The following is a 12,956-nucleotide window of genomic DNA, read 5'->3' as shown; positions in this document are numbered from 1 at the left end:
TAACTACCGGCTCCGGGCAGCCTGAAAGAGGGCAGCGCAAAGAAGCAGTCTAGCCCGAACGTCACGGTATGTCCAGGGGGCGCTCCTGATGGGGCCCAGCCTGCGTCGCGACGTCTTCAGGTATGCCTCTCCTCGGCCTCCCCGGCTCGTCCCTCCCGCAAGGGCACCGCCGGTTCTCACCGTTGGCAGTAAGCGTGACCCCAAGCGGGCTCCCAGTCAAGATGCCGCGCGGTGGTCCCGCCGGTTGGCGCAGCGTCGAAGAGGTCGCGCACAGGGTGACCACCAGGACGTCCATCCCGGTTACCGCCCGGTACCCGCAGGTGACGGCGCTGGGGCGCCGACCTGCGTTTAGCGGGCTAAACGCGCTCCCGCCGGGCCTGCTCCGGAGAGTCACCAAGCCGGGGCAGGGCGGCCTGGGAGGTGCGCCAGGCCGTGTGGCCGCCGTGACGGATGGGTCGGCTGGGGCAGCGCACAGGAAGGTGCCCAGAGCGCGTTTAGCGGGCTAAACGCGCTGTGCTCATGGAGGCCCGCGAGGGTCGCCGGGGCTGACCGGAGCGGCGGGTCCCGGTGCCGGGACAGTGTGCGGCTGGTCGAGGCCTTCCCTCCGGGCCCCGGAGCGCGATTAGGGGGCTAAACGCACGTCGGGGCACCCACCGCGGGCCAGTGACCCACTCGGATACCGGAGCGCGATTAGCCCGCTAAACGCACGTCGGGGCACCTACCGCAGGCCGGGGCGCCGGAGCGCGATTAGCCCGCTAAACGCACGTCCGGGCGCCTGCCGCGGGGACAGGTGCCGGAGCGCGATTAGGGGGCTAAACGCACGTCGGGCGCTACTTGGAGGGGGCGGGGGCCGAGGGGGCGGCCGGGGAGGGAGGGGCGGCGTAGGTGTTCATCGCCGTGATCTTCCACTTGTCGCCCCGCAGCTCCGCGTTCAAGTGCAGTTGCGCGCTCCCGGCGGTGGTCTTGTTCGTGTCGGCCCGTGTCGAGCTCTGGTCGACGAACACCATCACGTCGGCCCGGTCGCCCTCCAGCCGGATGACGGCGCTCCGGGTGACCTTGCACGTCACGACCATCTTCTGCTGCGGGGCCAGCCGCTTGACCTCGCCCATCAGCAGGTTGTACTTCGCACGGACGTCGTCGTTGACCAGCAGGTCACCCGCCGCGGTCTCGGTCTTCGCGATGTTGTTGTAGTCGTACGAGAACAGCGCCTCGGTCGCCTTCGCGACCTGGTCCTTGACCTGCGCGGTCCTCGCGACGTCCAGCAGCGCGGTGTTGTCCGTCGAACTCGACACGTCGTCGGCCTGGATCTTGAAGAACACCGCGGTCGCGACCAGCAGCAGCCCGACGACGACCAGGGCTGCCGCCAAATTCAGCTGCCAGGAGCCCTGCTTCCTTGGCTTCGCTTCGGACTCGGAAAGAGCGACCTCTGCTTCGGCCTCTTCGATGTCGTCGGGCTTCGCCTCGGCGGCCGCACGGGCCTTCGCGCGCGGACTCGGCTTCGCGACAACCTCGTCTTCGGAGGCCTCAGTGTCCTCAGGAGCCTCTTCAGGCGCTTCAGGAGCCTCAACCGCGGCTACCTCGGCCTCAGGAGCCTCAACAGCTTCAGGAGCCTCAGCTTCAACCTCAAGAACCGAAGGAGCCTCAGGAGCCGAAGGAGCCTCAGGAACCGAAGGAACCGACTCAACCTCAGGCTCAGCCTCGGACACCGAAGCAGACGCCGGACGCGGAGCAGGCCGCGGCGAAGGGCGGCGAACCGGAACCGGCGTCTCGTCGACCCCGGGAGCCGCATCCGGCGCGTCGGAGGGAGACGCACCGGGCCGGCGCAGACCGGCCACCCGGGGGCGGCGCACCGGCGGAGTGCTGCGAGGAGGCTGGCGGCGGGAGGGGGGCACTACGGGCTCCGTTCTAGGTGACGCTCTACTTGCCGGCCGCGACGAGGGGCACGTTGTCGATCCCGGACAGCTTCCACTCGTCGCCGACCCGCGTCATCGAGACCTCCAGGCGCAGCGCCTTCGAGCTCGCCTTGTCGCCCTGGGTGACCTGGGTGGTGATGGCGGCGAGGAAGCTCGCCTTGCCCTCGTGGTCGTCGAGTTCCTCGACGGCGATGTCCTGGATCGTGGTCGCGACCTTGGTCTTCGCGTCGCCGAGCGCCTTGCGGTAGGTCGGCTCCAGCTGGGCCAGCTGCTGGCTCATCTTGTCGTCGGAGACGGCCTTCTGCCGGTTGAAGAACTCGTCGAGGTTCTCGAAGTCGACCTCGGTGTACGCCTTGATCGCGGTGCCGCCCGCCCTGACCACGTCGTCCCGCGAGCGCGCCAAGCCGGCGTTGTCGTCCGACGCGGCCACCGCCCACAGGGCACCGAAGATCGCAGCGGCGATGAACGCGGCGAGCGCGAACGCCGCCGCGCCGAGGACCAGGGTCCGCGATCGAGAAGAACTCATGACACTCCAGGGTAGGTATGCGGTCTCGGGCTCAGCCGGGCAGGCCCAGCAGCGCGCCGAGGCTGGCCAGGCTGACACCGGGGCTCTGCAGGACGCTCGGCATGCCCTGCGCCGCGCGCAGGCTGGCCAGTTCCTCGGCCGACCGGCCGGCGTTCGCGGCGACCTCGCCCTGCGACGGGATCTGCGGAACACCGTTGTACGGCACGTTCTGCGAACCACGCACGTTGATCGGGCTGCCCTTCGGTTCGGCGCAGTACGCGTCGTCCTTCGGCGGGCGCACCGTCGTGTCGGTGCCTTCGCGGTACTTGTCGAGGCCGATGTAGCCCTTGGTGCACGAAGGCGGGTTGAACAGGTTCAGCGCGAGGCCCAAATGCGCGGTGCCGTCCTTGGCGACGCTGTTCGCGCCGGCGGCCAGCAGCGGATAGGTCACCAGGCCCTGCTCCAGCCCGTCGAGCCGGGTCACCAGCAGATTCGACGTCGTGAGCAGGTTCGCGGTCAGCGCGCCCAGCCCCGGCCCCGATTCCGCCAGCACCTCGCTGATCTGGGTGGCCACCTGCGGCGTGACGCCGATCAGCTTCCGGATGTCGGCGTCGGAGTTCTTCAGCGTGCCGGACAGTTTGTTCAGGTCCGCGCTGAACGACTTCATCGAACTCGCCATGTCGTTCTGCGTTTCGAGGACCTGCCCGCCCTTTTCCAGCAGCTGGATGGTCTGTGGCAGGTACTCCTGCGCCGTGGTGGTGAAGCTGCGCGCGGTGTCGAGCAGCGTCTGCAGGTCCGGGCCCGTGCCGTTGAAGGCGTTGTACGACTCGTCGACGACCTTGCGCAGCGAGTCCGTCGGCACCGAAGCCGCGAGGCTGTCGAGGTCGCCGATGAGCTGCTCGGTGGGCACCGGCGTCTTGACCTTGTCGGCGGGGATGACCGAACCCGGCTTCAGGAACGGCCCCTTCTCGCTCTTGGGCCGCAGGTCGACGAACTGCTCGCCGACGGCGGACCGGTTCGCGACCACCGCGTCGAGGTCGCTCGGCACGTCCGGGGCGTCCGGCGCGATGTTGAGGTCGGCTTCCAGTCCGGCCTTGGTCAGGCGCAGTTCGCCGACGCGACCGATGTTGAAGCCGCGGTAGGTCACTTCGGCGTTCTGGAAGATGCCGCCCGACTGCTTGAGTTCGAGCTTCACCGTGTAGCCCTCGTCGCCGAAGACCTGGCCGAGGCCGGCGAACCGGATCAGCGCGTACACGATCGCGACGATGGAGATGATCGCGAAGGCGACCAGCTGGAGCTTCGTCCTGCGGATCAGCATCAGCCCGCACCTCCCGAGAGCAGGCCGAAGATCCCGGCGGGTCCGGTCTGTCGCGGCTGTCCGCCGCCCTGTGTCGCGCCTGCCTGGCCGATCGCGGGCGACGAGCCGACGCTGTCGGGGATCGGCAGCGGCGGGTTCACGCCCGGCCCCTCGGTCCCGCCGGTCAGCCCCGGCACCGGGATGACGTCCTGGAGCGGGTTCTGACGGCTACGGCCGAGGTTCGCGAGGATCTCCTTGAGGTTCAGGTCGACCTTCGCGAACAGGTTGAAGTAGTCACCCTTGACGCCGTCGTACGCCGCGTCGCTGAAGGGGAAGGTCAGCAGGATTTCGAGCGCCTTGGGCAGATCCGCCCCGGTCTCGCCGAGCTTCCGCAGGGTCGGCTGCAGTGCCTTGAGGTCGGCGACGAGGTCTTCCTTGCTCTTGTTCACCGTGTCGATGGCGACGCCGGAAAGGCTGTTAAGCGCGTTGAGCATGGTCACCAGCTGGCCGCGCTGCTGCTCCAGCACACCGAGGCCGGGGCCGAGGTTGTCGACCGCGCCGACCAGCTTGTCCTTCTGGCCGTTCAGCGTGGAGGAGAGCCGGTTCAGCCCGTCGAGTGCCCGCGTGATGTTCGCGGACTGCTTGTCCAGGTTCGTCACCAGCTGGTTGGTGTTGTTCAGCAGTGCCTTGAGTTCCGGCGACCGGCCGCTCGTGGCGTTGTTGAGTTCCTTGGTGATGGTGTTGAGCTGTTCCACGCCACCGCCGTTGAGCAGCAGCGAAAGAGCACCGAGGAGCTCCTCGACCTCGACGCTGCGGTTCGTGCGGGCCAGCGGGATCACCGCGTTGTCGGCGAGCTTGCCCTGTCCGTCGGCGGGTGCGGCCAGTTCGACGTACTTCTCACCGAGAAGGCTCGACTGCCGCACGTTGGCCAGCGCGTTCGACGGCAGCTTCACGTCGCCGTTGACCCGAAGGGTGACCTCGGCGTTCCAGCCGTCCTGGGTCAGCCCGATCTCCTCGACGCGGCCGATGGACACCTCGTTGACCTTGACTCCTGCCTGTGGGGTCAAGTCCAGCACGTCCCGGAACTGCACCTTGACCGTGTACGGGTGGTCGCCGAGTTCGGCGCCGCCGGGCAGCGGGATGTCGTAGATGCCGCTGAACCCGCAGCCGCTCAACGTCAGCGCGGCGACGGTTCCGGCGGCCACGAGGGCAAGAGACCTCAGTGTCTTCCGCGGCGCTCCGCGCTCTCCGGCGAGGCCGGGCGCACTGAGTTCGGTTTCCTTGCAGCGCGTCATTTCGCCGCCGATCCGTAGAGCTGACCCGCGATGGGAAGCGGAAGCGGTGGCAGCCGGCCTGCCTGCGAGGACTGGATCACCTGAGCGATGGACGGCAGCGGCACCAATCCGTCGACCAGCCCGGCGATCCCCTTGCACGCGTCACCCAGCGCGTCGAGTGCCTCCGGGGTCTGCTTGAGCAGGTTGCACACCATCACCAGCGGCGGCTGGGTGAGCTCGTTCAGGTTGGCCCGCGCGTCGAGCGTGCCCGACGAGGCGTTGTAGGTGTTGACCAGGTTCCCGAGGCCGACCGGGGCGACGTCGAGGATCTCGGCGAGCGCGCCGCGCTGGTCGACGAGCACCTTGGTCACACTGGCCAGTTTGTCCACATTGGACTTGAGCCGGTCGCGGTTCTTCTCGATGAAGCCCTGCACCGCGGTGAGCGTGTCGGACAGCTGTTTCACCGTGGCCGCGAGGTTCTCCCGCTCCCCCGCGAGGAAACCGCTGACGTCGGCGAGCTGCCGCTCGAAGTCGCGGACCTGCGAGTCGCTGTTCACCAGCGTCTGGGAGAAGGAACCGAGGTTCTCGACGGTCTTGAACAAGTCGTCCTTGTTACCGGACAACGTGCCGGCGGCCTGGCCGAGTTTGGTGATCGTGTCATGCAAAGCCTGCCCGTTGCCGTCGAAGTTCTTGGCGGCGGTGTCGAGCAGGTTCGACAGCGAACCGTTCTTGTTGGCACCGTTGGGGCCGAGCGATTTGCTGACCCGCGAGAGGCTGGCGGCGAGTTCGTCGACTTCGAGGGGGACCTCGGTGCGGTCGAGGCCGATGACGGCGCCGTCGTCGATCCGCGGGCCGCCCTTGTAGGCCGGGGCGAGCTGCACGTAGCGGTCGCTGACCAGCGACGGCGACACGATGATCGCCTTCGCGTCCGCGGGCACCGCCACCGCACGGTCGTATTCGAGATCGACGCGGACCTGATTGCCCATCGGCTGGATCTTGGTGATGGTGCCCATGTCGACGCCGAGCATGCGGACGCTGTTGCCCTCGTAAAGACCGACGGCTCCGGCGAAGTAGGCGGTCAGGTGGTTGCGGCCGGCGTCCTTGAGCGTCCACCACAGTGCGCCGGCGACGACCAGCGCGAGCACGATCGCGATGGTGAAGCCGCGGGCGAGACCTGCTCCGAGACGGGTACTCATTTGTCGTAGCACCCCTTCTCGTTGATCGGCCCGAACGACGGGAGGACAAGGCCGCAGATGTAGTTGTCGAACCAGCGGCCGTTGCCGATCGTGTTGGTGAACACCCGGATGAACGGCGCGAACCGCGCGACGCCCTGGCCGAGCGCGTCCTGGTTGCGCTGCAGCATCGAGGTCAGCTGGTCGAGCTGGGTGAGCACCGGGTCGAGCTGCGCGTCGTTGTCGTCGACCAGGCCCTTCAGCTGGGTGGCGAGGTTGCGCGAACCGTCCAGCAGCGCGGAAATCGCGTCCTTGCGGCGCGACACCTCCCCGAGCAGCTTGTTGCCGTCGGCGAGCAGCTTCTGGAACTCGGCGTCCCGGTCGACCAGCGTCTGCGAGACCTGCCGCGTGTTCGCGAGCAGGGTCGACAGCTGCGAGTCGCGCGAAGCGATCGTGTCCGAAAGACGCGAAAGGCCACTCAGCGCGCCCTTCACGTCGGCCGGGGTGTCGGCGAAGGTCTCCGAGATGACGTCGAAGCTCTTCGCCAGCTGCGTGGTGTCGATGTCGTCGATGGTCTGCGAAAGCCCGCGGAACGCGTCGAGGACGTCGAAAGGCGACATCGTCCGGTCTCGCGGGATGGTCGCGCTCGGGTCCAGCGTGCGCTGTCCCTGCGGGTCCAGCGCCAGGTACTTCTGGCCGAGCACCGTCTTGATCTTGATCGCCGCGCTGGTCTTGTCACCCAGCCAGGCGTCCTTGACCTTGAAGGAGATCCGGACCTTGTCGCCGTCGAGTTTGATCTCGGAGACTTTGCCGACCTTCACCCCGGCGACGCGGACGTCGTTGTCCTGCTGCAGGCCGGAAGCCTCGGAGAAGTCCGCGCTGTAGGTCGTCCCGCCGCCGATCACCGGCAGGTCCTCGGAGTTGAGCGCGGCCAGGAAACCGAGCAGCAGCACCGAGATGCCGACCAGCGCGATGGGGATCGGATTGCGTTTCCGGAACGACTTCATGCCGTGCACCTCGCCCGGTTGACCGGCAGCAGCGGCAGATTGATCGGTTCGTTGATCAGCGGAGGCAGGGCGACGGCTCCTGACAGCTCGCAAGCGAAGAAGTTGAACCAGGAGCCGTAGTCGGCGGTGCGGGTCAGCGCCGTCACCTTCTGCGGCAAGAACTGGATGAAGTGCTCGATGATCGGCTGGCTGTCGTTGAGGTTCTTCGTCAGCGTGCCGAGCGCGGCGATGTCCTGTTTGAGCGGCTCGCGAGCCTCACCGAGCAAGCCGGACGTCGTCTGGGCGAGGTCGCCGAGCGAGTCGATGGCGTCGCCGATCGGCTCGCGGTCCGCGGCCAGCCCGGAAACCAGCTGCTGCAGTTTGACGATCAGGTCGTTCAGCTGCGGCGTATGCGCGTTGACCGTGTCCAGTACCGAGTTCAGGTTATCGATGACCTCACCGATCACCTGGTCCTTGTCGGAGATCGTGGTGGCCAGCGAAGCGGTGTGCTTCAGCAGGCTTTCGATCGTGCCGCCCTCACCTTGCAGGACCTGGATGACCTCGTAGGACAGTTTGTTGATGTCGTCCGGGTTCAGCGCGGTGAACAGCGGCTTGAAGCCGTTGAACAGTTGCGTCAGATCGAGTGCGGGTGTGGTCCGTTCCAGCGGGATGTTGCCACCGGGCGCCAGGGTCTTGCCGGAGGAATCGGTGCCCTGCCCGAGCGAGAGGTAGCGCTGGCCGACCAGGTTCCGGAACTTGATCTGCGCGGTCACCCCGGCCGGCAGTTTGCGGCCGGCGTCCACCTCGAACTCGATCTCGGCCTGGCGCCGGTCGACGATGCGGACCTCCTTGACCTGCCCGACCCGGACGCCGGCGATGCGGACGTCGTCGTTGGGCAGCACCAGGGTCGCGTCACTGAAGCGTGCCTTGTAGGCGTTGGTGCTGGTGGTGTTGATGTTGGCGATGCTGATCCCGAGGATCGTCGTGAACAGCACGGTGATCACGACGAAGACGCAGAGCTTGATCAGCGGTGCGAGAAGCCCTCTCATGCCTTCCCCCCGTCTGCGCGCGATCGCGATCGCGTAGCCAGGCCGCACCTGGCAGCCGCAGCCGACGGTCGCGGGGAAAAGGCGGCCTGCCTCCGCGATAGCGAGGCCTCCGGCCGGAACGCGCGCGTGTCGATCACCTTTTCGGCAAGGGGCGCAACTCCCGTTCCCATCATCGGACATGCACCTCCGCCCCGCGGTAAAGCGGACCGACGAGCAGCGAACCCCAGCCGGGCACGTCCGAAGCGGACATGCCGACCTGCGGGGCGACCAGCTGCGCGAGGAAGTCCGATTCTGACGTGCTGAAGGCCGGGTTACCGGCGGGCGCGCCACCGCCGTTCCCGTTGTAGCCGCCGTAGTTCGCGACGTTGTTGGACGGCGAGAGACCGTCGTTGCTCGATCGGGCAGGCGGCTTGTGCGTCGTGCCGTCCTGGATCGGGCCGTCCGGCGGATCCTGCGGGAACGGGTCCGGGAACTGCTTCAGGTCGTAGCAGCGCGGACCGCGTTTGTCCTCGAACTTCGGCTCGTCCTTGCCGGGCAGGTACGGGCCGCGGTTGACGGTGATCTCGATGGTCGCGTGCAGGCCTGGCCGGTTGGTGCCCTTGCCGAGTGCCTGGTCGATCTTCGGCACGACGCCGGCCATCTGCCCGATCACGCACGGGTACTCCGGCGAGTACTTCGCCAGCAGTTCCGCCGTCGGCCGGGCGGAATCGGCGAGGCGGATGAGGTTGTCCGCATTGTTCCGCAGGAACGTCCGCAGATCGACCGAAGCCTGGGTGACGCTGCCGTAGAGGTTCTGCAGGTTCAGCTTCTGGTCGGCCACGGTGCGCGTGGTGGTGCTCAGATTGTCCAGCGTCTGCACCAGATCCGGCGCGACGGCGCTGAAGTTGTCCGAGAACTTCGCGAGCTCCTTGAGGTTCTGCTGAAGCTGGGGTTCATGCGGGTTCAGGTCGCCGACGTAGGTGCCGAGCTGCGCGAGGGTGTCGCCGAGCTGATCGCCGCGGCCGTTGAGTGCGGTGGAGATCGCCGAGAGCGTGCTGGACAGCTTCTGCGGCTGGACCGCCTGGAGTACGGGCATCAAATGTGCGAAAGCCTGTTCGAGTTCGACCGCGCTGGACGTGCGGTCCTGGGTGATCACGTCGCCTTCCGCGATCGTCTTCGACGACGGGGCGGCCGGGATCTCGAGTGAAACGAAACGCTCGCCGAACAACGTCTTCGGCAGGAATCGCGCGGAAACGTTCCGCGGGATCAGTTTCGCCGACTCCGGATTCAACGCGAGAGTGAGTTCGGCACCGGCGGGCGTCGCGGTGATTTCCCGCACCGAACCGACGATCAGGCCGCGGACCTTCACATCGGACTGCTTCAGCAACTGGTTCCCGATACTGCTCGATTGCAGCTTCACACTCACCACCGGGGTGAACGCCTTCTCGTACAACGCGATGCTCAGCGCCACACCGCCGACGATGACGGCGACCAAGAGCAGGCCCAACAGCCTGCGCCGCAGTGTGTTCACCATCCCGCCCGCCCCTGAATCATCCTGCGATCCTCACCGTGACGTCGGTTCCCCAGATCGCGAAACCGATGAAGAAGTTCATGATGGACACCGTGACGATGCTCAGGCGGACCGCCTTGCCGACCGCCACACCGACACCGGCGGGGCCACCGGTGGCCCGGTATCCGAAATAGCAATGGGACAGGATGATCAAGACGCTGAACAACAGCACCTTGATGAACGAATAGAGCACATCCTGTGGAGGTAGGAACAGGTCGAAGTAATGGTCGTAGGTGCCCGCTGACTGGTTGTAGATATAGATAACGACCAGCCGGGACGCCAGATACGAACTCAGCAGGCCGATGACGTACAGCGGGATGACCGCGACGAAACCGGCGATGATCCGCGTGGTCACCAGGTACGGCAGGCTCGGGACGCCCATGACTTCGAGTGCGTCGATCTCCTCGGAGATCCGCATCGCACCCAGCTGCGCGGTGAAACCGGCGCCGACCGTCGCGGACAAGGCGAGTCCCGCGACCAGTGGCGCGATCTCACGCGTGTTGAAGAACGCGGTCAGGAAGCCGGTGAAGGCCGAGGTGCCGATCGAGTTCAGCGCCGAATAACCCTGCAGGCCGACGAGGACACCGGTGAACAACGTCAGGCCGACCATCACACCGACCGTGCCGCCGATGACCGCGAGCGAGCCGGAACCGAAGCTCACCTCGGCCAGCAGCCGCAGGACCTCTTTCATGTAACGGCGCAACGTCCGCGGCGTCCACAGCAACGCGCGGCCGTAGAAGGACATCTGGTCGCCGAGGTTGTCCAGAGTCTGCAATGGACGGTTGGCGACCCGTTTGGCGCCCTGGAGAAAGGTCATGCGTCAGTCCAGCTTTCCGGGCACGATCTGCAGGTAGATCAGCGTGATCACGAAGTTCACCACGAACAGCATGAGGAACGTGATGACGACCGCTTGGTTCACCGCGTCCCCGACACCCTTCGGGCCACCGGACGGATGCAGTCCCCGGTACGAGGCGACGACCGCGGCGATGAAGCCGAAGATCAGCGCCTTCAGCTCGCCGACCCAGAGGTCCGGCAGCTGAGCCAGCGCGGAGAAGCTCGCCAGGTACGCACCCGGCGTCCCGCCCTGGAGGACGACGTTGAAGAAGTAGCCGCCGAGCACGCCGATGACGCTGACCATGCCGTTGAGCAGCAGTGCCACGAGCATCATCGCGAGCACACGCGGCACGATCAGCCGCTGCACCGCGGAGACGCCGAGCACTTCCATCGCGTCGATCTCTTCACGGATGGTCCGCGCACCGATGTCGGCGCAGACCGCGCTACCACCCGCGCCCGCCACCAGCAGCGCGGTGACCAGCGGACTGGCCTGCTGCACGGTGGCGAGCACCGACCCGGCGCCGGTGTAGGACTGGGCGCCGAGCTGGCGGGCGAGTGAACCGAACTGCAGCGAGATGACCGCGCCGAACGGGATCGCGACGAGCGCCGTCGGCAGGATCGTGACGCTCGCGATGAACCAGGCCTGCTGGACGAACTCCCGCAGCTGGAACGGGCGCTGGAAGATGCCACGAACGATGTCGAGGCCGAGAGCGAACAGGTTCCCGGTTTCGCGCAACATGCCGATACCGGGGATCTTCGCCGATGAAGCGGAAGAACTCACGCGCCACCTGACCCCGGATCATGCGGCCGCATGCGGTGGTTGCCCGGTCTCCCCGGATGCGGGATGTGGGCGACCTGGTCGTCGGGCAGCTGACCTTGGTGGTGGTTCGGGACCGGGCCTTCGCTCTGGCTCGACCGGTGCCCTGCCGCGGCGAGCCGCTGGGGGCGCACGCCGTAATGCTGCTGCTCCTCCGGCGAGAGCGACTCGATGATGCTCTGCTGCGCCTCGGGCGGGAGACCGGACAGGATCTGCATGACGCGGTCCTTGCGGCGGACCGCGCCCATCCGGGTCGGCACACCGGGGGTGGGCTGCATTTGCGGCGGCACCCCGGTGACGTCCTCGACCCCGCCCGCGTGGTGGCCTGCCTCGAACATCGCGCGCTCGGCGGCCATCTGCGCGGAGTCCTTCTCCTCGCTCATGCCGATGGGGCCTTCCATCTTGCCGTTGAGGAACTGCTTGACCACCGGCTCCTCGCTGGTCAACAGCACCTCACGCGGCCCGAACATGACCAGTTCCTTGCGGAACAGCATGCCGAGGTTGTCCGGGACGGTGCGGGCGAGGTTGATGTTGTGCGTGACGATCAGGAACGTCGCGTCGATCTGCGCGTTGACGTCGAGGAAGAGCTGGGAGATGTAGGTGGTGCGGACCGGGTCGAGGCCGGAGTCCGGCTCGTCGACCAGGATGATCTGCGGGTCGAGCACCAGCGCGCGGGCGAGGCCGGCACGTTTGCGCATACCGCCGGAGATCTCGCCGGGCAGCTTCTTGTCGGCGCCGTTGAGGCCGGTCATCTCGAGCTTCTCGAGCACGATCCGGCGGACCTCGGTCTCCGACTTCTTCGTGTGCTCGCGCAGGGGGAACGCCACGTTGTCGTAGAGGTTCATCGAACCGAACAGCGCGCCGTCCTGGAAAAGGACGCCGAAGAGCTTGCGCACCTCGTAAAGCTGGTGTTCGGAGCACGTCACGATGTCGACGCCGTTGATCATGCAGCGGCCGCGGTCCGGTTTGAGCAGACCGATCATCGACTTCAAGAAGACGGACTTACCGGTTCCGGACGGACCGAGCATCGCCGAAACCTCGCCCGGGGGCAGGGTCAGCGTGACGTCCCGCCAGATGGCCTGCTTACCGAAGGACTTCGTCAGACCTTCGATGACCACCTCGGCACCCATCGCACCTCCAGGAGCTGTTCCGCGTCGTCGCGCACTGCTTTCCCGTGCCACTGGCTCGGGAGAGACGCACGCGTTCGCGCAGCGATACCCGCGTCAACCAGGTGCAACGAGCTGAGTGCGAACAGGTTACTCACCAGTTTTCTTTTCTGGCCAGACCCGTGGGTAACTTTTCGTGCGGACCACTACCGGCCCGCGCACCGCTTGCAGCACCGTAGTGCACGTCACCCGGGCGCGCAGATCCACGACTGGGCCCCTTCCCAGGTCGGCGCGCCGACGCAGCGCGTTTAGCCCGCTAAACGCAGGTCAGCGCCCTGCGCCCCTACTCCTCCGTCCGGGCGGTCGGCGGGCGTTTTACGGGGGAAAACGCCCCCCGGCGGGCCCGCGCGACGATCCGTGTAATGCGCACTAGTGCGAGGGAGAAAAGCCCCCG

General features: G+C 66.9%; 11 protein-coding genes. All 11 read right to left on the bottom strand.

Translation table 11 applies throughout. From position 1 onward, the window contains the following. Positions 1–830: 830 nt before the first annotated feature. The 11 genes from AB0M65_RS12980 to AB0M65_RS12930 all read right to left on the bottom strand — a co-directional run bounded on the left by AB0M65_RS12980 (position 831) and on the right by AB0M65_RS12930 (position 12,526). Positions 831–1,367, bottom strand: a complete 537-nt coding sequence (locus AB0M65_RS12980) for a hypothetical protein (protein WP_364025979.1) — start codon at positions 1,365–1,367, stop codon at positions 831–833. Between the two features lie 550 nt (positions 1,368–1,917). Further along, positions 1,918–2,439 (bottom strand): hypothetical protein, encoded by a 522-nt coding sequence (locus AB0M65_RS12975; RefSeq protein ID WP_364025976.1) that lies wholly within the window; start codon positions 2,437–2,439, stop codon positions 1,918–1,920. 31 nt (positions 2,440–2,470) lie between these two features. Further along, a complete protein-coding gene (locus AB0M65_RS12970; protein ID WP_364025973.1) occupies positions 2,471–3,736 on the bottom strand; it encodes an MlaD family protein in 1,266 nt (421 codons plus the stop codon). Further along, complete coding sequence (locus AB0M65_RS12965; RefSeq protein WP_364025970.1) at positions 3,736–5,010, bottom strand: MCE family protein; 1,275 nt, start codon at positions 5,008–5,010, stop codon at positions 3,736–3,738. The genes AB0M65_RS12970 and AB0M65_RS12965 overlap by 1 nt, the downstream gene beginning before the upstream one ends. Further along, positions 5,007–6,185: an MCE family protein gene (locus tag AB0M65_RS12960; RefSeq protein ID WP_364025967.1), complete on the bottom strand. Its 1,179-nt coding sequence runs from the start codon at positions 6,183–6,185 to the stop codon at positions 5,007–5,009. Before AB0M65_RS12960 ends, AB0M65_RS12965 begins: the two co-directional genes overlap by 4 nt. Continuing rightward, positions 6,182–7,168 carry an MCE family protein gene (locus AB0M65_RS12955; protein WP_364025964.1) on the bottom strand — a complete coding sequence of 329 codons (987 nt, stop codon included), beginning with the start codon at positions 7,166–7,168 and terminating at the stop codon, positions 6,182–6,184. Before AB0M65_RS12955 ends, AB0M65_RS12960 begins: the two co-directional genes overlap by 4 nt. Beyond that, positions 7,165–8,196 carry an MCE family protein gene (locus AB0M65_RS12950; protein ID WP_364025961.1) on the bottom strand — a complete coding sequence of 344 codons (1,032 nt, stop codon included), beginning with the start codon at positions 8,194–8,196 and terminating at the stop codon, positions 7,165–7,167. Before AB0M65_RS12950 ends, AB0M65_RS12955 begins: the two co-directional genes overlap by 4 nt. A 169-nt stretch (positions 8,197–8,365) precedes the next feature. After that, positions 8,366–9,709: an MCE family protein gene (locus AB0M65_RS12945; protein ID WP_364025959.1), complete on the bottom strand. Its 1,344-nt coding sequence runs from the start codon at positions 9,707–9,709 to the stop codon at positions 8,366–8,368. 16 nt (positions 9,710–9,725) lie between these two features. After that, positions 9,726–10,562, bottom strand: a complete 837-nt coding sequence (locus AB0M65_RS12940; RefSeq protein WP_364025956.1) for an ABC transporter permease — start codon at positions 10,560–10,562, stop codon at positions 9,726–9,728. 3 nt (positions 10,563–10,565) lie between these two features. Next, positions 10,566–11,318: an ABC transporter permease gene (locus tag AB0M65_RS12935; RefSeq protein ID WP_364026086.1), complete on the bottom strand. Its 753-nt coding sequence runs from the start codon at positions 11,316–11,318 to the stop codon at positions 10,566–10,568. A 38-nt stretch (positions 11,319–11,356) separates the two neighbouring features. After that, positions 11,357–12,526 (bottom strand): ATP-binding cassette domain-containing protein, encoded by a 1,170-nt coding sequence (locus tag AB0M65_RS12930; RefSeq protein ID WP_364025953.1) that lies wholly within the window; start codon positions 12,524–12,526, stop codon positions 11,357–11,359. Positions 12,527–12,956: the final 430 nt, after the last annotated feature.

It is taken from the genome of Amycolatopsis sp. NPDC051071 (assembly GCF_040682875.1).
In the GTDB taxonomy this organism is placed as follows: domain Bacteria; phylum Actinomycetota; class Actinomycetes; order Mycobacteriales; family Pseudonocardiaceae; genus Amycolatopsis.
The sequence above is the reverse complement of the archived record's forward strand: the minus strand, read 5'-3'. Positions and strand labels throughout refer to the sequence as shown.